Source organism: Paenibacillus motobuensis (assembly GCF_039521865.1).
In the GTDB taxonomy this organism is placed as follows: domain Bacteria; phylum Bacillota; class Bacilli; order Paenibacillales; family Paenibacillaceae; genus Fontibacillus; species Fontibacillus motobuensis.
Window position 1 is genome coordinate 475,928 of record NZ_BAAACX010000009.1, and the last position, 22,614, is coordinate 498,541.

Below are 22,614 nucleotides of genomic sequence, written 5' to 3' on the forward strand. Positions count from 1 at the left end.
AGAGAGGGCGAACGCTCCAAACAAAAGCCAGTCCGTCGTAATCACCGTGCTACTATCATGACTCTTTTTAGCAGAGAGTAACAGTTAGTGGGTTTTGTATATATGTGTAGGGAGTAACGGACGATATATCAATTAGCCACTATGACGGGGCGACTTCAATTACTCTCTATGTAAGGAGTAACACACCATCTTAGGCCAGCCTGTAATCTGCACAGACTTTCAATCCACACTCCTGTGCAAGGAGTGACCGATTTGAACTGACCGTCGGCTCGATCCACGGTTTATTTCAATCCACACTCCTGTGTAAGGAGTGACGCCGTATCGCTTCGAGCAGCTACTACCGGATGGCTTTCAATCCACACTCCTGTGTAAGGAGTGACGGAACTGCCAATTTCCATCGTACAGACGTTTCAAATTTCAATCCACACTCCTGTGCAAGGAGTGACGCGCAGTCATCCGGATTGTTCGTCGCAAACTCATTCGCTTTCAATCCACACTCCTGTGCAAGGAGTGACTGCTCCAGTGTCAGGATTAAATCATCTGCGATTCTTTCAATCCACACTCCTGTGTAAGGAGTGACGAGGAGATATAAAATGTATGGTAAAAAGTTAAGACTTTCAATCCACACTCCTGTGCAAGGAGTGACTACCCTTTATACGAGATTTTAATTTCGGAGGTGTACTTTCAATCCACACTCCTGTGCAAGGAGTGACATTGCCAAGTCTATAGAAATGGGATGGATGGGAAAGCTTTCAATCCACACTCCTGTGCAAGGAGTGACATTGCCAAGTCTATAGAAATGGGATGGATGGGAAAGCTTTCAATCCACACTCCTGTGCAAGGAGTGACGGGCAAGGAGTCCAGTTGCTTGGTTCAGATTGATCTTTCAATCCACACTCCTGTGCAAGGAGTGACCCGGTTGCTGTACAAATAGCCATCTGGCGCGATCTTTCAATCCACACTCCTGTGCAAGGAGTGACGTATGACGGCTTAACCGAATTCAGAGTAATTCCAACTTTCAATCCACACTCCTGTGCAAGGAGTGACTCCGCCACCAACCAGCCCATATGGGACAAGGGCTGAGAGGCCCTAAAGTGCGAATGTCCATTTTTCATGTGAATTTTTGTAAAAAAAAGTATGCAAAACGCCCGGAACCCGCGTCACTACGCTGGTGCGAATCCCCCAGGGATTTCATGTGAGCTTGGGGTTCGCACCAGCATTTTTTTAACGGAAGTGAATGCTGCTATCTCGCCCTAATCGGAGATTTTGATAATGTAACGGAAATAGATGACTTTACTCTCTATCTTCTTATTGCAACTATTCGTGGAAATAAGAGCGTATATTTCCGTTGCTGCAAGTGTCACTAGGAATACAAAAACCTTCTAAGTGCCCTACAAATAACGAGACTGCAGTAAGTAAAATCGCCTACACCGTTTTGATCGCTTAACCCACAAGGCACCTCAATCACCACAGTCTTAGCCGAAATCACGATCTCCACAAAATCATCTTCTACTATTACCTATCGACAACCTGTCGCCATCACTCTAATAACTTCTAGTTCAGTGTGAAAATCTCCTCCCCAAAACAGAAAAACCCACGTCCCTTCGGACGTGGGTGGACGTGAGTTTCCCTCTATTACTTACTCCCCAAGAAAGCTCTTGATGAAGAAGTCCAACTGGTACTCCATGCTAAGCGGGTCATTGAAGTAGAACGCTTTAGCGTCGGCTTCGTAGACATGGCCATTCTTGACTGCTGGGAGGTTCTTATAGGTGTCTGTGTTTTGGAATGAGTTGTCCTCATCCGAGTTTTTACTGAAAATAACGTAGTCGCCAAGGTAGTCCTTGAGCACTTCCGTCGAGAGGGCCAAGTAACCATCCTTCTCTGTAGCTTCCTTGACCTTCTCCGGCATGGAGAGACCAAACGCTTGATAGAGGATCTCTGTACCGCGGCCAAAGTTATCGCCATAGACATAGAGCTGCTTATTGAATGTCTCTATGACTGATACAGTTGCATTCTCGCCGATCTTGGCTTTGATCTCTTCGCCGGCCTTCTTCGTCCGGGCTTGGAAATCATCGACCCATGCCTGGGCTTCCTTCTCCTTGTTCAACAGCTTGCCAATTTCAAGCTCCTGCTCAAGATAATCCAGCTTGCCGTAAGTATAAGTCACCGTTGGTGCGATTTGTTTCAATTTATCAATATTTTGAATATCAGACTGCCCGATAATCAGATCCGGGTTCAATTCAATAATTTTCTCCAGGCTCTCATCAGAAACCGTCTCTACGTCCTTCAATTGATCTTTGAAGTTCGGGTTCTCTTTAGACATTTCATCCACACCGACCAGAGGTACGCCGAGCAACATTACATTACCTGTTAGGAATCTTGTGATCACGACGACGCGCTGCGGATTCCTCGGAACCTCGACAGGACCATTTTCAGATTGGTAAGTAAATGTACCGGATTCTCCGTTTGCTTCATTCGCACCATTCGTCGCATTCGCAGCTGGTGTCTCCGCTTGATTCCCTTTATTACCAGCATCGTTCATCTGCTTCCCGCCACAAGCGCTAAGTGCAAGGACCAGCACAAGCGCAAACGGAATAAACAGCTTCTTCATAGGATGACTCTCCCCTTTAATGAATACTATGTGATGAATGATTCAATCTATGATTATGAAAATCATTCTCAATTACATAGGTTTATTATATGGAGCCGTCCACCGTCGAACCATGCCTTTTTGTTGGGAAAGTAGCTTGCACTATTGATAGCTAGTCAATAAATCGACCGCACGTTGAAGTTGAAGACGCACTGATACCGGGTTGTATGGCACCCAATCATCTACATGGAGTACATCTACTTTCTTCTGCTTGACGGCAGGCAGACCGCTCCAGTAGGAAGATTCAAAGATCTGCTCAGAATGGACGGTGCTCCCCTTCTCATCAGGATACACAATGACCAAAATACGCGAACCCGAACCCGCATATAATTCCAATTCAGATAGTCCAACGGGAATGGAGTGAAATTGATCCCCATGCTTGCGAATCTCCGTCTCGATAAGCGCTGGTGGCTGTAGGCCTAATGATCGATAGAAGACATAACCGACATTACGCGCACCATAGACGAACACTCCTTCAGGCTTGATAACAAAGATCGAAATGATCTCTTCGCCAGCGGGGCTGTTCTTGATTTGCTCCCTTGCTAACTGCTCCTCCCGCTCGAACTCGGCAAGCCACTGTTCTGCCCGTTCGCTTCGCTGAACTGCCCTGGCGATCAACCGCAAATGCTCCTTCCACCCCATCTTCATCCAGGCTATCTCAACAACTGGGGCAACCACGCGCAATTGCTCAGCGTTAAGCCCATACTCTCGAAGATGCTCCGTTGCCGCAATGATCAGCTCAACATGGTTGCTTAACAGCACCGTCTTCATCTGCTCTACAGAACTACGAATATCAATGAAATTCATCATCTGTGGATGTAATTCTACAGTATGTACATATTCACTAGTCTCCGTAATCGTCACAGTCGGCGCAAGTCCCAGCAGCAACAAGTGGCTGGCATACGGTGCGAGCAGTACAGCAACCTGTTGAACTCCACCCCTAGTAAAGTCGGAAGGCGAAATGCCCGTATGCTGCTTAAAGCGACGACTAAGGTAAAATTCATCCTTATAGCCTACCTTCAGTGCGATTTCCCGGAGCGTACTAGATCCGTTGATCAATAGCTCCTTCGCCCGGTGCACACGGAGTCGCGACAAATACTCACTCGGAGAAAAGCCTGTGTGCTGCTTGAACAGAACTGAGAAATGAGAGGTGCTGACACCGGCCGCTTTGGCCAGTTGCTCTCGCGTTATTTTCTCCGTAAAGTGGTGTTCGAGATAAACGATGCTCCGCTCCATCGACGGTTGCTCGTCGTTCTCCAACTCCGTATTCTGACGCTCTAATAACCGATGAATTAATTGATGGAAAATAATCTGATTCTGCACATGACGCATCTCACTTACGGGCAGACGATGCGTGTACAGTTCTTCTATGTCAGCAACGATGCCGGGTTCATCCGCATAGATATGTACAGCCGCATTGGAGGCAATCTCGCTGCTGCGCATCATAGCTACTGCAGCCGAACCCGAATTCTGCTCGATTCCTCGAATCGCCAGCTTGTATGCATGGAGCGGGTGCGGCAACTCTGCAACTAGAGCAGCATCAGTGTGCGCTGGGAGGAGAATAATACTTCTTTCCTCCAGCTTATACGCCTGATCATCGATGCGAAGCGTCCCCTTCCCTGCCGCAATAGCAACCAGCACGGTCAGCTCATCAACAATCTTATGCTCCGGCAGATTCGAAGTGCAATATAGCGAATTAATGCTGCTGACAGCATATAATGGGAAGCGGGACTCTACCCACTCGGGAACAACTTTATCCACTCCAAGGCCTCCATTATGATAAAAATACAACTACATCAGATTAGATTTATCTTTCAGGTCCAGCGCGCTGCCCACAGCTTCATCTCATGGCAGATTACGTGAAGGTCTTGTCCCTTCGGGGTTAACGAATACTCTACAGTCACAGGAACCGTCGGATAGACTTTCCGTTCCAGAACTCCCTGCTCCTCCAAATGCCGCAATGTACTGGTCAATGCCCGCGGGCTGACACTTGGAATTTTTCGCTGCAGCTCACCAAATCGAAGAGTACCACAGAACAGCTCACGAATAACAAGGAAGGCCCATTTCCCCCCTAGCACATCCAATGTTTTTTCGATATTGCACTCGATATGCTCCGGTGTCTTTGGAATATAGCTGCTTGCTTTTTTGGCCGTGTTTTTTGTTGTGGTCATCGTCTCACCCTCCTAATATATTAACTATATATTGTATAGCATCTATAGCTGATATAATTAAGTGAAAAACATTTCACTTCTTCAAATTGTATATGAAATTCTATAGAATGAGAAGTGTTGGAATATTTACTAAAAATAAGCGTTTAAAAAAGGAGGCCTTTGCAATGAAATACAGAAGATTAGGCGGAACCGGTTTGAAAGTCAGTGAGATCAGCTTGGGAAGTTGGCTTACATATGGCGGTTATGTCGAACGCGAGAACGCGGTGAATTCTATTAAAACTGCTTACGATCTCGGCATTAACTTCTTCGATACGGCCAATGTATACGAGAGAGGCGCTGCCGAAGAACTCGTTGGGAAGGCGCTTAAAGAGTATCCTCGCGAATCTTATGTTCTGGCTACCAAGGCTTTCTGGCCTATGGGCGATGGACCGAATGACCGCGGCTTGTCCCGCAAGCATGTGATCGAGCAGGCAAATGCCAGTTTGAAACGGCTCGGCCATGATTATGTCGATATTTTCTATTGCCATCGTCATGATCCGGAGACGCCACTGTATGAGACTCTTCGCGCCATCGACGATCTTGTCCGTCAGGGCAAAGTGCTGTATGTCGGCGTAAGTGAATGGCAGGCTTCGCAAATTGCTGAGGCGCTTGGCGTAGCAGACCAACACCTGCTAGATCGCATCGTTGTAAATCAACCGATCTACAATATGTTCGAACGCTATATAGAGAAAGAGATTATCCCGCTCAGTGAACGTCATGGTATCGGTCAGGTCGTGTTCTCGCCGCTGGCACAAGGCCTGCTGACTGGTAAATATACATCGGCTTCCGACATTCCTGAAGACAGCCGTGCAGCTAAGCTGGATTGGGTTCGCAAGGGCATTACCAAAGAGAAGATCGCCAAGGTGAAGCAGCTTGAAGGCATCGCAGCGGAGCTGGGCATCTCTGTAGGCAACCTTGCGCTGGCTTGGATTTTGCGTCAGAGCAATGTGGCGAGTGCGCTTGTCGGTGCAAGCCGTCCTGAGCAAGTGACCGAGAATGCCAAGGCATCCGGTATCGAGCTAAGTGAAGACGTTCTGAACCGCATTGAAGAGATCCTGAAGTAATCCTTGCAGTATCAATAGCACAACGAAGTGCAGCGGATCAGGCATAATTTTTAAGGCCGCCCCTAAGCAACCAATTGCTTAAAGGGGCGGCCTTTTTCTAGTATAACAACGGACTCTGCTATTTTCGTGCCTCCTCCCTATATTCTTACTGGCTGTATCTACACGAGGTTATATATTAAACATAATCATTTGCAGGAATATCATGATCACGAATGCAGTTTTTTCTTCATCGTCTTTCTCTTCTTACGCTTTGGCCGTGACTTTGTTACTGCTTTTGCAAGTGGAGACTGGCTCTTCGCCCCAGACTTCTTGGTCGTTGGACTTTTAACAGGCGTACTGGATGTACGATTTACATATGTGTTTGGCACATTTTTATCCGGTTGATTCATACCGTTCTTAGGTGTTATCGAGGACATATGATCCATAAAGAATAGTGGATCCACATCCATATCCTGTTCTGATTCCTGGGGGGCTCTCAGTTCCTTCACAAAATCCGGCTCCTCTAAGAACTCCGTGTTGCGAATCAATAACATCTCCTCAGTTGTAATCGGCTTCTTGACAACGAGTAGGTGGAACATAATCTGATGGGCTACATTCAATTGTGATTTCCTTAATAACGATAGCTCAACAGAATCATATCCCGTATGGAAAGGTGGAAAATAGAAAAACTCCATACGCAGCACTCTGAAATCTATGGGTGCATGTCCCTCATCTAGTAGGGACCATGAATCATGCCTGGATAGAGAAAACTCATCTTGATCAACAATCGTGTCCGGACTATGTGTCCAATAACGAGGGGAATGTTCATTGAATAACTGCTTGAATTCCGGATTAACGATGTGAGAACTGACATGTGCGTATGGTGCGACAATACATACAATCGCTTTGTGCCGGCAGACCCGATACAACTCCTTCATGACGGCTTGAAGATCATATGCATATTCAAGGCATTGTGAGGCCATCACAAATTCCACGGAATCATCTTTGAGAGGTAGTTTATGATTAGTGTCAAACACCAAGTCTGTATCCGGATAAGCGATTCGATCCGTCTCAACACAGTTCTGGAATTTTAGACTCCTGCTGCCAAGATCAATCCTCATCCAATTCTGCCTCCTTGTACTTGTACCCTCTTCTTCTATACGTTATTCCGCAAAGGGGCCGGATGTCTATGTCTTTAACCTCCTGCAATGACCTATCTTCGATTCTCCCATAGTTATTTGTCTTGTACAGGCAATGAGAACGGAAAGAGACACAAGGTCTTCCGTAACTAAGCCCAGTCTGATATAGTAAATAAGAACATACATTCGAATAGTGAGGTTTAAACGCAATGCCCATTCCTTGGAATACAACAACGATATTAACTGCCGCGATCCTCGCTCTGCTCTTTGTTCTGGTCGTTATTCGCCTAGTCAGTAACAGGCGACGCCGCATCCGCCGTGATGCCAACCCGCGTAAAATTACGCTTAAAGACATTGATCTTATGGCTGACGGTTCGGAATTTGAGCTATACCTCTTCCACTTATTCCACGAGCTTGGCTATGATGAGGTATATCAGACGACGGGGAGCCGTGATTTTGGGGCTGACTTGGTATTCACAGGTATTGACGGAAGAAGGAACGTACTGCAGGCCAAGCGTTACGGGCAGAGTAATCCGGTTGGACTCGGTGCCGTTCAAGAGATCTACGCTTCTATGCGCTATTACGAGGCGGATCGCGCTCTAGTGCTGACTTCAGGCCGATATACTGAGGGTTCCCGTACTCTCGCCGCTGTGAACGGTGTCAAGCTGTTGGACAGAGAGGATCTTGAGGATATCATACATTTATTCAAAAGCCGCCGGTATGATGAAGCGATCGCAATCATTGAGGAGCCTGCCGATGTTCAGAAGTCTTCCTGGAAACCAAAGGTGAAGAAGGCTACATAATCCCTGCCTGCACCGGCAGGCCTAGATAATGCAAAGAGACAGCTCAACTCCAATGTAGCATTCATCCGTATGGCATGAGGAGTAAGATAACGAACTGATATTTTTCGGAGGTGCTGACGTTGTTCACCGTGTAGCTGTAATCCGTTTTTCCAGATTCAGCCTCGACATATACATTCCAGTATGCTTTGATCTTACCGTTCTTCTCATAGATCCAGTATCCCCTGACCTGTGAGCGCTTCCTGCTCCAGCACAGCAAAAATCATACGAGCAATGTCTACGGGCAATGCTGTTTTCCCCAACAATAGGCTGCCTGCCAGTTCCTCCTTCTGTTGCTGCCGTCCCTCCCACCATCTGGTCAACACCGCTCCTGGGGCAATACTTCGCTTGGCCGCGGGTAAGCTGTATGATGCTATACGAAGAGGGTTAGCCAACAGCAACAATCTCAATCCTGATTTCGATGCGCTGCCCATACTAAGAGCCCTGGGCTAACTGCCCAAGGCTCTTAGTAAAATGCATTCGGCAGGTTCTTGCCGGATCATAGATTCATTTCATTATGTGTCAGACCCCGATATATAGCTTATTTCCGTTGAAAATTCCAGAATACCCTTGTTGATAAATTTCAAATTAAATGTGCAAAAGGATTACCGCTCATGCAATATCTACTTAAAATAGCTGGAACATCATAATTAATGTCGAGAATAGATTCGCGAGACCATGTAAAAGCCAGCTTGGTAATATTGATCCTCCAGACAATTTCTCGTTCATGTACCCCATTACCCAGCCGATGAGAGCTGTAAATATCGTGATGATCACAGCGTTAGCCGCTCCTGCAAGCGCCAGGAACATCAGACCATGCAAGCAGCCGAATAATACGGATTGAATCGAATTTCCGACCCCAAAGCCGAATACCGCAATACATCTTTTTCCAATCAGACCCCTAAATAATATTTCTTCAGATAACCCCGTCTGGACAAAAGAATATAATAAAGCCGCGCCTATGCCTGAAATACCCACTCCATAAAACTGTGAAGCTGCCACATCAGATGGACTCGTAAAATAAACAAAAACGAGCCAGCCCACTGCAGAAAACAAAATAAACCCTGATAGAAATAGGCCGATAAATAACCTCTTTCTGCTTACTTCTGGTTTGATGACCCCGATCCACGACAGGAAGGGTTGTCTCTTCTTTCCAAAAATAAGCCAGCAGACCAGCGCTAAGATAATAATGAGAATAACCTGAGCCATGGATGATATCAATATGTTCTTGGTCATATTCTAATCCTCCCTCTTATACTCTAGTATGTCGCCAGGCTGGCAGTCGAGAACTTTGCAAATCGCATCAAGCGTTGAGAATCGAATCGCACTCACTTTGCCTGTTTTGATATTTGACAGATTGACATTCGATATGCCTACCTTGTCCGCTAGCTCATTCAATGAGATTTTACGGTCAGCCATCACACGATCTAATCTTAAAATAATTGCCATAATGCATCCATCCTTACAAAGTTTCATCAGATTGCTGCTGAAGCAGTCTGCCATAATCGAAGATTTGCGCCAGACAGAAGAATATCACGGCAACAAAAAGGTAAGAAAGCTCAAACGACACATTCGTCTTGACAGTAGGTTGTACCAGCTGAATCATGATAATCTCAACCCCTCCTGGAACAATGGCTAAGCCTATCATCAGGATGGAGATCGCATGAAGACGTTTAGTATGTATGGCTATAAAAGGGGTGTACTCCTTGCTAATATCTTTGAAAATCGCTCCGGCGATCAGAAACATCGCAACAATGATACCCTGTCTGGATATACTTACAAAAAAATGTGCCATCAGTTCCACTCTTGGACTTTCCGCATAACTAGCCAAGGATGAATAGGAAATAATATAGCTTAATGCTTCAGGTACAGCCTCGCCAGAGGATGCTGCAAGCCAAAAGATTGCCGCAAGCTCGCCCGTAATAGCGACCAATAATACGATACATATCACCCGAAGACAATTAGTGAGAATACTGCTGGTTCTCTGGATCTTATCCGTAATCATACAGCCACGCCCTTTAATTATGATAAGTCAAGTATGACACGCGAATTATAGATTATCAATAATTATTTAATGTTTATCGATAATTTATTAATACTTCTCGTAAATTCGAGCAGAAGTTGTATAAAGTATCATATGTCAAAAATGAAATCTCATTTTTATAGAAAAGTAACACAATTATTCGCCAATGTGACTATGATGGAGACTATGAATTGACATAAAAATACATGTATCTTACTTGGCTTAAGGAGTGGATCTACCAATGAACTTGAAATTTTCAGCAAGAAAAGCATGGGCCTCCATCGCTATCGCAGGTGTTATCGGCATGGGTACTACAATGGTAGGTGGCCTGGTTCCTCCAGCACATACGGCAAATGCCGCAGCGGCGGCAAGTCATAACAGTGAAGATGCTGCTCAAGCCCTCAAAGCATTGAACAGCTTCTATAAGCCTGCGTTGAAAGGTCAATTCCCCGGATCTGTAAGCGATCTGACGGTGGGGAAGAGCACGCGGAAAGATGTCTTTAAAGCGATCGGTGAGCCTTCGGAAGAGCGCAAAAATGCCAGCGGTTATGATATTTACAGTGCTGAAATGGGACACCCCGGTTATGCCTTCTCCTATAAATCCGATAAGATCCGCGAGATCCGTTATTTTGGTACCAATGTAGAGCGGCAGACGAATATCGGTGGCATTACAATGAGCATGCTGAAGAAGAATTGGTTCGCCCCTAATTCCACGACGACCATCAAGAATGGCAAGACGAAGCAAACGAAGCTCACTTATATCCGTGGCGAATATAAATTGGAATTTATTTTTAACAGCAGCACCGATCTAGACCACATCAATCTATTGGCCAAGTAGCGGATACGCATGGGCAAATTGTATTTCGTCTTTGAATAAGTGCTATAATATAAGCGTTCAAGATAACTTCCAAATTTCACAACCGGGAAAGGAGAGGTATTCATGAATACCCAACAATTTGAGAGAGTTCATTCCGGGAAAGGCTTCATTGCAGCCTTGGATCAGAGCGGCGGCAGCACGCCCAAGGCCCTTCTGCAGTACGGAGTTCAGGAAGATAGCTATTCCAATGAGGAAGAAATGTTCGTGTTAGTCCACGAGATGAGAACACGAATCATCAAGAGCCCTGCCTTCAGCTCAGAGCATATTCTAGGTGCCATTCTGTTCGAGAATACGATGGATCGTACGATAGACGGGATGCACACGGCTGACTATCTCTGGGAGAAGAAAGGTATTGTACCTTTTCTGAAGATCGATAAAGGACTCGCAGAGCAAGAGAACGGCGTTCAACTTATGAAACCGATGCCTGAGCTGGACGAGCTGCTGAAGCGGGCGGTTCAACGCAACATCTTCGGGACGAAGATGCGCTCTGTAATTCAAGAAGCTAATCCGGACGGAATCAAGAAGGTAGTCGAGCAACAATTCGCCGTCGGCAAACAGATTATTAAGGCAGGATTAGTACCTATTATTGAACCGGAAGTGGATATCCATAGTAAGGATAAGGAATTGTCTGAACAAATATTGAAGAAAGAGATCTTGGCACAATTGTCCGAGCTTGATCCTGATGACAAGATTATGCTGAAGCTCTCTATTCCAACGCAAAATAATTTCTACAGCGACTTAATGTCTGATCCGCATGTCGTAAGAGTCGTTGCCCTGTCCGGCGGCTATTCCCAAGCCGAGGCCAACGACAAGCTGGCCCATAACCATGGACTAATTGCCAGCTTCTCTCGCGCCCTATCCCAGGGGTTGACTGCACAGCAGAGCGATGAGGAATTCAATGCTATGCTAGCCAAATCGGTTCAGGACATTTACGAAGCTTCTATTCAATAATTCAAGTACGTTTAATCCCATATAACGATAAATAAACGGCCCGGCACACCATCTATTGGTGCACCGGGCCGTTCTCATCTTTTAGGTCTATTCGATTGATTAGTAGCCTAAAACACTCTTTGTGCTATTAAAGATCTCATTAGCCATGTTTGTATAATTAGTACTGCCGTTAGCTTCAGCAGTCTTTACGAAATTATCCCAATTAGACAAAGGCTCTTGACCCGTAATGAACTTCAAGGTCATCGTATTAATATAATCCATCAGCGGTGTCGAGATCATGTTCAATTGCTCACTCTGGTCAGCCGACGCCATAATTGGCGGCGCAATGGAGCGTGGCTGATTGTACTTAAAGATCCTGTTATAGTAATCCTTCTCGCCTTCTGTGAACTTCGACCATCTCAGATCGTTAGAACCACCATAAGCGAATACGCCTCCACCGAAACCAAAGTCAGCATTCAATTTCTTCGGAGCATCAGGATTTAAACCATTATAAGTAATATCAGGATTTAGTTTGATAATACCATCCGCATCCTTAGTATAAGTCTCTCCTTCAACACCCCACAAGCTGAGCGTCTGACCTTCATTAGAATACCAGAGCCAATCGACAAAACGAAGCAGCTTAATAAAGTTCTCTTCACCTAAATCTTTACGGGCGTTCTCTGAAATCATAACACCGTTTTCCAGACGAGAGTTTTCAACCTGAAGCTTGCCTTTAGGACCGCCTGGCTGAACAATCATATATAATTCTGCGTTCGGGTCCTGCATTTTCGTTTGATAATCAGTCATTACTTGGTAGTTAGTATTAAGCACGTAGCTGTCGCCTTTGAAGAACTTGGCTTCGGCTACATCATTTTCTTGTGTGAAGGACTCTGGATCCAGAAGTCCTTCGCTGACTAGTTTATTGAAATACGTTACAAATGCTTTGTAGTCATCCGAAGCGTCGGCAAAATAAAATTCTTGCTTAGCATCATCGAACTTCAAGCCGTTGGATTTACCCCAACCGGCTGTTACGCCGTATTCTACTGCAGCAATATTCAAGGTAGATTCGCCTTTGTTAATATCGGACATTACATATTTCGCTCCAGTATACGCTTTCACTTTCTTCAGAGCTTCATAGAAATCCTCGTAAGTCCAAGTTCCTTCTTGACTTAGATCAACTCCAGCTGCTTCAAAGACATCTTTGCGAATAGCGTAGGAATATCCGCTACCAGCCCCTTCCCACATACCAGGGAGGACATAATACTTACCGTCTGCCTGCAGCTTAGCTTTTAAATCTGCTTCAAGACCCCAATCTTTTACAGCCTTCGTAAAGTTTGGCATGTACTGTACATAATCGCTAATAGGGACAATTTGTCCACCAGCAACAAATGGAGTTTCATCATATGTTTTAGGAATGATATAAGGAGCATCGCCACTGTTGATAATCAGCATTTTTTGATTATCATATTCAGTTCTAGCCGTAAGCGACAAATCAAAGCTAACATTCGTTTTTTCTTTAATTGCGCTCCAGAGTCTCCAATCCTTTTGGTAAGGATAGTTCTCATGGTCACTATACATCATAGAATAGGTGACCGGTTCGTCGGAATGGAAGGTTTGATCCTCCCCAAATTGGTAATCCAGGGTAGATTCTGCTGGTTTGTTCTCAGCAGAATTGTTTGGCTTGTCAGTTGCTGGCGGGTTTGGATCGGATGCCCCTTCGTTCTTCCCACCACCACAAGCGGCCAAGCTGAGTGCCAAGACTAACACCATGAGAACCCCTATTGCTTTGTTAAACTTTTTCATAGCCTTCCTCCTCAATTTTTTTGTGAAGATTCGCCCATCCTTATTTATCTGACCTAAGCAGAATCTTCATTTTATATTACAGAAATCACTACAGCACGAGTTTCACGTGTGCATAATTTCCGAACATAAACCACTTACCCTTTTACAGAACCAATCATCATCCCTTGTACGAAGTACTTCTGCACGAACGGATACACGCAAATGATCGGTAATGAAGTCAGTACCATCGCGGCAGACTTTACTGTAGCGGCGATTTGACTCTGTTGGTCAGCTGTAGTCGCTCCGACTTCAGTCGGACTGATTGCATTCTCGATAAGCTGTCGTAAATATAAGGCTACAGGCCATTTATCCTTCGACTGTAAATAGAGGGAAGGTCCGAACCAACTATTCCAAAGCCCTACAATGACGAACAACATAATCGTTGCCAGTATCGGCTTGGATAGCGGAAGCGTAATCTTCAGGAATATACCGAATACATCAAGCCCGTCTACCTTGGCCGCTTCCTCCACTTCATTGGGAAGGCTGGCAAAAAAGGTCTTCATTAGAATCACGTTAAAGGCGCTAATCGCTCCTGGAATGACGATCGCCCAGATTGTATCCCGCATCGCCAGCGTCTTCGCGATCAAAATATAATTGGGAATCAACCCTCCGCCAAAGTACATCGTAAAGATAACGAATGGGATAAAGAACTTATTCATTCGCAGCTTATCCTTGGACAGCGGATAGGCCATGATTGCTGTTGCAGCTACCGATATCAACGTACCTACTACGGAATACAGAATGGTATTACCGTAATAACGGAAGAAATCCGGTTTACTCAAAATTACTCTATACGTTTGGGATGTGAATTCAACCGGATAGAAGCTTACCTTACCTGCATACACAGCTGCTTCCGAACTGAAGGACTGGGCCACCAAATAGACAAAAGGATATAAAGTTACCAAGACAACCAAAGTCATGATGAATGCATTAAAAATTTGGAACCCGCGATAGGATAATGATGTCTTCAAGTCTTCCGCCTCCTTCTACCATAAGCTTGATTTTGTCGTCTTCTTGGATATTTGATTCGCTGTTGTGACCAAGATCAAGCCGAGAATACCTTCGAACAGTCCTACTGCGGTAGCATAACTAAAATTACCGCCTTTGATTCCGAGCCGATAGACGTATGTTTGGACGACATCTGCGGTTTGATAGATTAAAGGATTTTGCAGAAGTAAGACTTTCTCGAAATTAGAACCTAAAATCCCGCCAATATCCAAAATTAATAACGCCATTATCGTTGGGAGAATCCCAGGAATCGTAACATGCCATGCCAAGCGGAATCGGTTCGCTCCATCAATTTTGGCCGCTTCATATAGTTCTGTATTTATTCCCGTCATCGCTGCCAAATACAAGATCGTGCCCCAGCCAAGCCCTTGCCATATGCCTGACGTGACATAGATCGTAGGGAACCAATGCGGTACAGTAATGAATGGAATCTTCTCGAATCCCAAAATTTCGATCAATGAATTGATCGGACCATTCATTGAGACAAATTCCTTGATCATACCCGCGACAATAACCGTCGCAATAAAGTGTGGCAAATAAGATACCGTCTGAACGAATTTCTTCAGCCTCAGCTTGACGATCTCATTAAGCAGTAAGGCAAAGGCAAGCGTTAATGGAAACCTGAAGATCAAATACGAAATACTTAACACTAGATCGTTCTTAATAGCTCTCCAAAAGCTTGGATCCTTAAAAAACAATTTGAAGTAAGTGAATCCGACCCACTCTGTTCCAAATAGGTTAGGTCCGCCTCTGTACTTTCGAAAAGCGATAATATTGCCAAGCATCGGGAGATACTTGAAAATAATAAAGTAGATTACCGGAATAAGCAGAAATGAATACAGCTTCCATTCCTTTCTGACGTGCTTCCATAGTGGTTCTAAATCCACTGACTTATTGACCTTGACCTCTTTCCTCAGCGGCTCTACACTCATATCATTGTTACGGAACGCCATACCCTCACCTTTCCTTCATGAATTGTCGGTTCCCCTACCTAAGTTGAAGTTATGTCTTACTCTTAGACTTCCATATTCAATTCTGAGACCAGCTTAAATTCCGCTGTTTTCTTACCTGTAAGAGTGCAGCTTCTCCTGTCCGGTCCGGAAGTTCCCACATAAACGACATACGTTCCAGCTTCTAGCTTTCTTCTGCCTTCCTCATCGTATAGAGCAAAGGCCTCGATTGGCAGGTGAAGTGTCAATTCCTTGCTCTCCTGCGGCTGCAGATGAACTTTGCGGAAGGCTTTAAGCTGAGCATTCGGAGTTCCATCCCGCTCTGCCTTTACATACACTTGTAGTACTTCGCCACCGGCCATGCTTCCTTCATTCTTGATCGTAGTCGTTACCGACACGCCTTCTTCCATAATCCGTTCATGATCCATTTTCGTATTTAAAATCGTAAAATTCGTATAGGACAGTCCGTATCCGAAAGGATACAGTGCTTCTTGCTTCATGTAGCGGTATGTCCGATTTTTCATAGAATAGTCCGTAAACTCCGGCAATTCCTCTGTCGTCTTGTAGAACGTAATCGGCAGTTTCCCTTCTGGCGAGAACTCCCCGAAGATCGCTTCAGCAATGGCACGGCCCCCCTGTGCACCTGGGTACCAGCCCTGCAGAATAGCTGGCAAATGTTCATCGGCCCATTGGATGGCGAGAGCGCTTCCAGATAATACAACCAGAACGACCGGTTTACCACTTTCATAGGCCGTTCGCAGCACCTGCTCCTGAAGTCCAGGCAAGTTCAAATCCCTCTTGTCTCCACTGGCGAACGGATTACCGGTATCGCCCTCCTCGCCTTCCAATCCGGCATCCAGTCCCAAGCAGACGATAATGACGTCGCTTTCTTTGCAAACCCCCTTCACTTCGGCAATCCGGTCATTTTCCAACCCCAGACCACTTATTTTTTCTTTATGTAGATGACAGCCCTCGGAGTATAAGACACGGGCACTATCCCCCACGTAGTCCTGTATACCTTCAAGAATTGTAATATATCGGGATGCCGTTCCTTCGTAATTGCCTTCCAGCGCTCGCCGATTATTTGCATTCGGACCGATAACACCGATCGTTTTCAGCTTCGATTTATCTAACGGCAGCAGCCCATTCTCATTCTTCAGCAGCACCAACGATTCTCTCGCTGCTTTACGGTTTAATTGCTGCATCTCGGTTGAATCTACTTCAGTGTACTTAATGGACGCAAACGGAACTTTCTCCTGTTCATCGAACATCCCAAGCTTCATCCTTGTCGTGAACAGGCGGATAACCGCTTGATCGATCTGGGCTTCAGTTACTACTCCTTGCTTGACAGCATCGAGAAGGAATACGAACAGACTTCCGCAATTCAGATCACAGCCTCGGTTTACTGCCAGTGCAACTGATTCGATCGCGTTAGCAGTAACTTGATGATGTTCGTGAAAATCCCGGATCGCCCAACAATCCGACACGACATGACCGTCAAATTGCCATTTGCCTCTCAAGATTTGCTCAAGCAGCAGCTCACTACCGCAGCACGGTTCACCGTTGGTCCGGTTGTAAGCGCCCATCACTGCCTCTACCTTCGCTTCTTCAACGCAAGCCTGGAACGCCGGCAAATAGGTCTCATATAAATCCTGAGTGGAGACCACAGCATTGAATTGATGACGCAAATCCTCGGGCCCTGAATGGACGGCAAAATGCTTCGCGCAAGCAGCAACCTTTAAATAATTCTCATCATGGCCCTGTAGGCCTTGTATAAAACGGACTCCTAATCTTGAGGATAGATATGGATCCTCTCCATAGGTTTCATGCCCTCTCCCCCAACGTGGATCACGGAAAATATTCACGTTAGGCGCCCAGAACGTCAGTCCTTTATAAATATCCGTATCATCAAATTCCTGCTGCATATTGTACTTCGCCCTAGCTTCTGTTGCGATCTTATCTGCGACTTCTTCCAGAAGATCTTCATCGAAAGTAGCAGCAAGTCCAATTGCCTGTGGGAAGACTGTTGCAACCCCTGCCCTTGCTACCCCATGAAGCGCTTCATTCCACCAGTTATAGGCCTTCACATTTAAACGCTTGATCGCCGGTGCAGCATGCAGCATTTGATGCACCTTCTCATCAAGGGTCATTTGCGAGACCAAGTGCTTCGCTCGTTTCTTGAACTCTAAAATTTTATCACTGTCATTAACCAGTTCTGTCATAGTACACCATCTTTTCCCGTTTTTTAAATTAATCAAAAGAATTGGCAAAAACAATATTTGCATGTTATGATTTGCTTGCTAAAGAGTAATTTTAGTGATTTATTCACATTAGATTAAATGTATGCGGTTTCATAGGCTATATTATAACGACTTTATGTTTGTGGTTCTTCGTGAATTTAGCTCTCGGCTTCTCAAATATTGCTAAATTTGCGCTAAGTTCACCTAAGCAATTGTTGGTGGAGTCTCTTTGATTGGATTAAGTTTGTAAATTATCTGACCAAAGTAAAGGATGGGATGCTAATGATTGAGTTTCTCAACGGAGCCAAAGAAACTGTCTCATATCGCGAACATTTTGGAATACGTATTTATTTAAACCAAGAGGCAGAGGATTATCCAATCCATTGGCACACCGCTGCCGAAATTATTATGCCGCTCGAAAATGTATATACGGCTGTAATCAACGGTACCAAGTATGTGCTTCATCCCAATGATATCCTCGTCATCCCTTCGGGAGAGTTGCACGAACTTTTTGCTCCCAAATCAGGCAAACGGATCATTCTTCAATTCGACTGGTCCCTGCTGTATAACTTGACCGGATTTGACTCTACATTCCACTTGCTTCGCCCTTGCTTACTCGTTACTTCTAGTGAGAACGAAGATCTTCATGGCATTTTGAGACCGCTTCTGGATCAATTAATCGATGAATATTTCAGCAACTCAGTACTGAAAGAAGCTTCTGCTTATTCCCTATTAATTCAGCTCTTCGTACTGCTTGGACGAAATTTCATGAATCAGGAACACCGCCTTCTGAATAATAGCAACCAGAAGCAGCACAAATATATCGATAAACTTCTGCAGGTTTGCAATTATATGAACGAGCATTGTACTGAGGATATTCAGGTTGAGGATCTTTCGAAGCTGTCTGGCTTCAGCAAATTTCACTTTATGCGCCTGTTTAAGCAATTTATAGGTATGTCCTATTATGACTATCTCAACCAGCATCGAATCATGCATGCGGAGAAACTACTGATTGATCCAAACTTATCTGTGATGGAGATCGCCATGAGCTCAGGCTTCGGAAGTCTTCCAACTTTTAACCGGGTGTTCAAAAAATATAAGAAGTGTACTCCCACCGAGTACAAGTGCCTTCAGGGCAACCATCCACCACGCTAATAGATTCATTAAAATACACTAGATAAAGGAGCTTAACTCCAATGAGTCAGAATACTAAATTCAACAATGACTGGTTTTTTGCCAAACTGCCTCTTCATACAGATATAGAGACGGTATTATCTAGCAGCATAAATTGGTCCTCTGTCACCTTGCCCCATGACTGGCTAATTTATGACACACATCATTTGTATGAAAGTGAGGCAGGCTGGTATCACAAAACCATACTAATAGACGAGTTAGCACCAAATAGCTGCATGTCGCTTTGTTTTGAAGGCGTCTATATGAACTCTTCCCTCTATGTTAACGGTCATCTTGCTGGGACCTGGAAATACGGATATTCCACTTTTGAAATAGACATCACTCCCTACATAACTACAGGCAGCAACGAAATATACGTCCAGGTCATTCATGAATCTCCCAACTCGCGGTGGTATTCAGGGGCGGGAATCTATCGGAATGTATGGCTGAAAACTTATTCCGAAACACATATAGTTCCTTACGGTGTTTATATCTCGGCGAAGAAGCAGCAAGACGACAGTGATTCTTGGATCGTAGAGATTGATACCGAACTGAGGTTGCGCGAAATTTCTGGCTCGGCAGCTATGAAGAAGCAGATGATTCAACATACGATTCTGGATGAATCCGGTGCGAAAGTTACCCAGACGGAGACTGAAGTCTCTTGCAAAGACGGACAGACGGTTTGCATTCCCTCCTATATTTCCGTCCGTAATCCAATGCTCTGGGACATCTCGCAACCATACTGCTATACACTGAAAACCGAGCTTTTTGTCGAGAATACGCTAGTCGATACTGAAATCAACAGCTTTGGCTTCCGAACTATGGAATTTGACAGCCAAAGAGGCTTCTTACTCAATGGCCGGCATGTTAAGCTTCATGGCGTTTGTCAGCATCATGATCTGGGGTGTCTAGGTGCTGCCGTTAATAAGGCGGCCCTGAGACGACAGATTTCGCTCCTGCAGGAAATGGGCGTGAATGCGATCCGTACCGCTCACAATATGCCTGCCGTTGAGCTGATGGAGCTTGCCGATCAAATGGGCGTACTGATCGTCTCGGAAGCTTTTGATATGTGGGAGCGTAAAAAAACAACGTATGATTATGCGAGGTTTTTCCCGGAATGGTGGAAAAAAGATGTAGCGAGTTGGATTCGCCGGGATCGGAACCATCCCAGCATGCTCATGTGGAGCATTGGGAATGAGATTTATGACACCCATGCCGATGAGCGTGGGCAGGAATTGACGATGCTTCTCAGAGATGAAGTACTCCTGCATGATCCGAAAGCCAATGCTGTTGTAACGATTGGCTCCAATTATATGCCTTGGGAAAATGCTCAGAAATGCGCCGATCTGATCAAGTTTGCCGGCTATAACTACGGGGAGAAATACTATGATCTCCATCATAAGGAGCATCCTGATTGGATTATTTATGGCAGCGAAACCTCATCAACGGTACAAAGTCGAGGAATCTATCACTTTCCACTATCCCAGTCGGTACTGTCCGACGATGATGAACAATGCTCATCCTTAGGCAACAGTTCTACCAGCTGGGGAGCGAAGAGCACCGAGAGCTGTATTATTGATGACCGAGATGCCATGTATTCACCTGGTCAATTCATATGGACCGGATTCGATTACATCGGTGAGCCAACACCTTATCACACGAAGAACTCTTATTTTGGCCAATTAGATACGGCCGGGTTTAAGAAGGACTCCTTCTACATCTATCAGGCGGAATGGACGGATTATAAAGTAAATCCAATGGTTCATATTTTCCCGTACTGGGATTTCTCCGAAGGTCAGTTGATTGATGTTCGCGTCTGCTCGAACGCTCCGCGGATCGAATTATTCTTTAACGATGTATCACAAGGTACAGTAGAAATTGATCATAAGTATGGTCACAAGCTTTTGGGAGAGTGGCAGATTCCGTATCAAAAAGGGGTTCTAAAGGCAGCAGCTTACGATGAAAATGGCGATTCGATTGCAACGGATATGAGATCCTCCTTCGGGGATGCGGCATCTCTCGTCATGGTGCCTGACAAGAATACGATGACGGCCGACGGCTCAGACCTCATATTTATTGAAATATCAGCCGTCGATCAAGATGGGATTCCGGTGGAAAACGCAAATAACCGTGTACACATCACGGTTGAAGGTCCCGGAAGGCTTGTTGGCCTCGATAATGGCGATAGTACCGACTATGACCAATATAAAGGAACGAACCGCAGGTTATTTAGCGGCAAACTGCTTGCCATCATTGCCAGTACCGCTGAGACTGGTTCCATTATTGTCCATGCTGAATCCAGGGGGCTGAATACAGCCGAGCTTATCTTGATGGCCGCCTCCTTACAACCATCTAATGGTACGGGTAATGAAGTTTCGCTATATAGTTACACAAATGGTAATGCAGAAGAGCTGGAATCCCAGGTACCGCCTATGCCACATGAACTGCAGTCCTCGGAAATTCCGATACGCAAGATAGAGATTATATGTTCTGAAGGGAATCAACTATCAAAGGATAACAGATCTCTTCCGGTTAGGGTTAAGATTCATCCAAGTAATGCTACTTATCAAGAGGTTCAATGGAGAGTTACTAACGCAGGCGGTGTAGACGCAAATATTGCTACCTTAGATGCGAACGGGCACGAAGCCGTCATCACAGCTTTAGGCGATGGTGATGTCTACATCCGCTGTGCGGCGACAAATGGCGCGGATCACATCCGCCTCTATTCCTTGATGGAATTCCATATCTCCGATCTAGGTCAAGCCTATTTGAATCCATATGAGTTCGTATCGGCTGGCTATCATAGCGAGGCCAGTCTGAATCTAACGAACGGCAATGACCGTGGAGTTGCTACAGGAAGAGATGGAGAAAGCCGGATCTGTTTTGACAAGATCGACTTCGGAAGCTTCGGTTCCGATGAGATTACACTACCTATCTTCTCGCTCGATGATGCAGAGTTCCCAATTGAGATATGGGTGGGTAACCCTGGCGAGGCTAATGCTTCATTGTTGACTACGGTTACCTATCAAAAACAGTCAATATGGAATGTCTATCAGGATGAGACCTACCGTCTACCCAGACGATTAAAGGGAGTTACCTCCCTCTGCTTCCTTCTGCGACGTAAAATTCATCTGAAAGGCTTCAAGTTCAAGAAACCGATGAAGGCCTTCGAACAACTGAGCGTTCTTGACAATAATCGCATCTATGGTGATTCCTTTGCCCTAACGGAAGATTCGATAGAGAAGATCGGCAACAATGTATCGCTGGTGTTCGAGGATATGGACTTCGGGGAAGCAGGAAGCAAGAAGCTAGTCCTTTGCGGACACTCCCCACTCGACAAGAACACCTTGCATATTCAATTCAACGGTCTAGATGGTGATAGCAAGCAGATTGTGGAATTCACCTACTCCGATGATTATTGCGAACGGGAGTTCACACTGGAACGTATAACTGGCCTTCAAACGGTAACCTTTATATTTCTCCCAGGCAGCCAATTTAATTTTAAGTGGTTCCAGTTTCATAGGTCATGAAGCATTTGCTGAAGAGTGTAGGGCTACCTGCACTCTTTTTCATATTTACGTAATAAATTAGATTGTACTGATACATACCAATTTTAGTAATAAATCAAGCCGTGGTTGGCATACTACATGGGAAAACCAATACGACTACGCGAGGGTCAGTACTAACAGT

Annotated in this window: 18 protein-coding genes and 1 CRISPR repeat array; of the genes, 6 read left to right on the forward strand and 12 right to left on the reverse strand. The window is 45.2% G+C overall.

Features of this window, described 5'->3' with window-relative positions; genetic code table 11:
* Positions 1-216: 216 nt before the first annotated feature.
* A CRISPR array of direct repeats spans positions 217-1,047; the repeat unit is 32 nt; unit sequence CTTTCAATCCACACTCCTGTGCAAGGAGTGAC.
* 592 nt (positions 1,048-1,639) lie between these two features.
* From ABD014_RS12835 to ABD014_RS12845, 3 genes are all read right to left on the reverse strand, one after another.
* Complete coding sequence (locus ABD014_RS12835) at positions 1,640-2,611, reverse strand: iron-hydroxamate ABC transporter substrate-binding protein (protein ID WP_343861586.1); 972 nt, start codon at positions 2,609-2,611, stop codon at positions 1,640-1,642.
* Positions 2,612-2,752: 141 nt separating this feature from the next.
* Positions 2,753-4,411 carry a helix-turn-helix domain-containing protein gene (locus ABD014_RS12840; RefSeq protein ID WP_343861588.1) on the reverse strand — a complete coding sequence of 553 codons (1,659 nt, stop codon included), beginning with the start codon at positions 4,409-4,411 and terminating at the stop codon, positions 2,753-2,755.
* Positions 4,412-4,464: 53 nt separating this feature from the next.
* On the reverse strand, positions 4,465-4,821 hold the full coding sequence (locus ABD014_RS12845) for a winged helix-turn-helix transcriptional regulator (protein ID WP_343861590.1): 357 nt from the start codon (positions 4,819-4,821) through the stop codon (positions 4,465-4,467).
* A gap of 164 nt (positions 4,822-4,985) precedes the next feature.
* On the opposite strand from ABD014_RS12845, the gene ABD014_RS12850 reads away from it, so the two are divergent.
* Positions 4,986-5,924, forward strand: a complete 939-nt coding sequence (locus ABD014_RS12850; protein WP_343861593.1) for an aldo/keto reductase family protein — start codon at positions 4,986-4,988, stop codon at positions 5,922-5,924.
* Between the two features lie 206 nt (positions 5,925-6,130).
* Here the strand turns inward: ABD014_RS12850 and ABD014_RS12855 are convergent, their stop codons facing one another.
* Positions 6,131-7,024 (reverse strand): methyltransferase domain-containing protein, encoded by an 894-nt coding sequence (locus ABD014_RS12855; protein WP_343861595.1) that lies wholly within the window; start codon positions 7,022-7,024, stop codon positions 6,131-6,133.
* Between the two features lie 227 nt (positions 7,025-7,251).
* On the opposite strand from ABD014_RS12855, the gene ABD014_RS12860 reads away from it, so the two are divergent.
* Positions 7,252-7,845, forward strand: coding sequence for a restriction endonuclease (locus tag ABD014_RS12860; RefSeq protein WP_343861597.1), 594 nt, complete (start codon positions 7,252-7,254; stop codon positions 7,843-7,845).
* Between the two features lie 203 nt (positions 7,846-8,048).
* Here ABD014_RS12860 and ABD014_RS12865 read toward each other — a convergent pair whose 3' ends face one another.
* The 4 genes from ABD014_RS12865 to ABD014_RS12880 all read right to left on the reverse strand — a co-directional run bounded on the left by ABD014_RS12865 (position 8,049) and on the right by ABD014_RS12880 (position 9,886).
* Positions 8,049-8,204 (reverse strand): hypothetical protein, encoded by a 156-nt coding sequence (locus tag ABD014_RS12865; RefSeq protein WP_343861600.1) that lies wholly within the window; start codon positions 8,202-8,204, stop codon positions 8,049-8,051.
* A gap of 304 nt (positions 8,205-8,508) precedes the next feature.
* On the reverse strand, positions 8,509-9,117 hold the full coding sequence (locus ABD014_RS12870; RefSeq protein WP_343861602.1) for a CPBP family intramembrane glutamic endopeptidase: 609 nt from the start codon (positions 9,115-9,117) through the stop codon (positions 8,509-8,511).
* Positions 9,118-9,120: 3 nt separating this feature from the next.
* Complete coding sequence (locus tag ABD014_RS12875) at positions 9,121-9,330, reverse strand: helix-turn-helix domain-containing protein (RefSeq protein ID WP_251411356.1); 210 nt, start codon at positions 9,328-9,330, stop codon at positions 9,121-9,123.
* 13 nt (positions 9,331-9,343) lie between these two features.
* Positions 9,344-9,886: a hypothetical protein gene (locus ABD014_RS12880; protein WP_343861606.1), complete on the reverse strand. Its 543-nt coding sequence runs from the start codon at positions 9,884-9,886 to the stop codon at positions 9,344-9,346.
* 259 nt (positions 9,887-10,145) lie between these two features.
* Here ABD014_RS12880 and ABD014_RS12885 point away from each other — a divergent pair, with 259 nt between their 5' ends.
* Positions 10,146-10,742: a YjgB family protein gene (locus ABD014_RS12885; protein WP_343861608.1), complete on the forward strand. Its 597-nt coding sequence runs from the start codon at positions 10,146-10,148 to the stop codon at positions 10,740-10,742.
* Between the two features lie 102 nt (positions 10,743-10,844).
* Entirely contained in the window at positions 10,845-11,732 is an 888-nt protein-coding gene (locus ABD014_RS12890; RefSeq protein WP_343861610.1) for a fructose bisphosphate aldolase, read from the forward strand.
* 99 nt (positions 11,733-11,831) lie between these two features.
* On the opposite strand, the gene ABD014_RS12895 is transcribed toward ABD014_RS12890, so the two are convergent.
* The 4 genes from ABD014_RS12895 to ABD014_RS12910 form a co-directional block, all read right to left on the reverse strand.
* Positions 11,832-13,514: an ABC transporter substrate-binding protein gene (locus tag ABD014_RS12895; protein ID WP_343861612.1), complete on the reverse strand. Its 1,683-nt coding sequence runs from the start codon at positions 13,512-13,514 to the stop codon at positions 11,832-11,834.
* A 134-nt stretch (positions 13,515-13,648) separates the two neighbouring features.
* Positions 13,649-14,473, reverse strand: coding sequence for a carbohydrate ABC transporter permease (locus tag ABD014_RS12900; RefSeq protein ID WP_343862110.1), 825 nt, complete (start codon positions 14,471-14,473; stop codon positions 13,649-13,651).
* A gap of 66 nt (positions 14,474-14,539) precedes the next feature.
* Positions 14,540-15,493: an ABC transporter permease gene (locus ABD014_RS12905; protein ID WP_343862112.1), complete on the reverse strand. Its 954-nt coding sequence runs from the start codon at positions 15,491-15,493 to the stop codon at positions 14,540-14,542.
* A gap of 83 nt (positions 15,494-15,576) precedes the next feature.
* Positions 15,577-17,733, reverse strand: a complete 2,157-nt coding sequence (locus ABD014_RS12910; protein WP_343861614.1) for a glycoside hydrolase family 3 C-terminal domain-containing protein — start codon at positions 17,731-17,733, stop codon at positions 15,577-15,579.
* A gap of 300 nt (positions 17,734-18,033) precedes the next feature.
* On the opposite strand from ABD014_RS12910, the gene ABD014_RS12915 reads away from it, so the two are divergent.
* Together ABD014_RS12915 and ABD014_RS12920 are read left to right on the forward strand one after the other, a co-directional pair.
* Entirely contained in the window at positions 18,034-18,906 is an 873-nt protein-coding gene (locus ABD014_RS12915; RefSeq protein ID WP_343861616.1) for an AraC family transcriptional regulator, read from the forward strand.
* A 41-nt stretch (positions 18,907-18,947) separates the two neighbouring features.
* On the forward strand, positions 18,948-22,454 hold the full coding sequence (locus ABD014_RS12920) for a glycoside hydrolase family 2 TIM barrel-domain containing protein (protein WP_343861618.1): 3,507 nt from the start codon (positions 18,948-18,950) through the stop codon (positions 22,452-22,454).
* Positions 22,455-22,614: the final 160 nt, after the last annotated feature.

Excerpts from the sequence above, each read along its gene's own strand:
- ABD014_RS12835 (WP_343861586.1), bottom strand. The coding sequence starts at position 2,611 with ATGAAGAAGCTGTTTATTCCGTTTGCGCTTGTGCTGGTCCTTGCACTT.
- ABD014_RS12845 (WP_343861590.1), bottom strand. The coding sequence starts at position 4,821 with ATGACCACAACAAAAAACACGGCCAAAAAAGCAAGCAGCTATATTCCA.
- ABD014_RS12850 (WP_343861593.1), top strand. The coding sequence starts at position 4,986 with ATGAAATACAGAAGATTAGGCGGAACCGGTTTGAAAGTCAGTGAGATC.
- ABD014_RS12855 (WP_343861595.1), bottom strand. The coding sequence starts at position 7,024 with ATGAGGATTGATCTTGGCAGCAGGAGTCTAAAATTCCAGAACTGTGTT.
- ABD014_RS12860 (WP_343861597.1), top strand. The coding sequence starts at position 7,252 with ATGCCCATTCCTTGGAATACAACAACGATATTAACTGCCGCGATCCTC.
- ABD014_RS12870 (WP_343861602.1), bottom strand. The coding sequence starts at position 9,117 with ATGACCAAGAACATATTGATATCATCCATGGCTCAGGTTATTCTCATT.
- ABD014_RS12875 (WP_251411356.1), bottom strand. The coding sequence starts at position 9,330 with ATGGCAATTATTTTAAGATTAGATCGTGTGATGGCTGACCGTAAAATC.
- ABD014_RS12880 (WP_343861606.1), bottom strand. The coding sequence starts at position 9,886 with ATGATTACGGATAAGATCCAGAGAACCAGCAGTATTCTCACTAATTGT.
- ABD014_RS12885 (WP_343861608.1), top strand. The coding sequence starts at position 10,146 with ATGAACTTGAAATTTTCAGCAAGAAAAGCATGGGCCTCCATCGCTATC.
- ABD014_RS12890 (WP_343861610.1), top strand. The coding sequence starts at position 10,845 with ATGAATACCCAACAATTTGAGAGAGTTCATTCCGGGAAAGGCTTCATT.
- ABD014_RS12895 (WP_343861612.1), bottom strand. The coding sequence starts at position 13,514 with ATGAAAAAGTTTAACAAAGCAATAGGGGTTCTCATGGTGTTAGTCTTG.
- ABD014_RS12900 (WP_343862110.1), bottom strand. The coding sequence starts at position 14,473 with ATGACTTTGGTTGTCTTGGTAACTTTATATCCTTTTGTCTATTTGGTG.
- ABD014_RS12905 (WP_343862112.1), bottom strand. The coding sequence starts at position 15,493 with ATGAGTGTAGAGCCGCTGAGGAAAGAGGTCAAGGTCAATAAGTCAGTG.
- ABD014_RS12910 (WP_343861614.1), bottom strand. The coding sequence starts at position 17,733 with ATGACAGAACTGGTTAATGACAGTGATAAAATTTTAGAGTTCAAGAAA.
- ABD014_RS12915 (WP_343861616.1), top strand. The coding sequence starts at position 18,034 with ATGATTGAGTTTCTCAACGGAGCCAAAGAAACTGTCTCATATCGCGAA.
- ABD014_RS12920 (WP_343861618.1), top strand. The coding sequence starts at position 18,948 with ATGAGTCAGAATACTAAATTCAACAATGACTGGTTTTTTGCCAAACTG.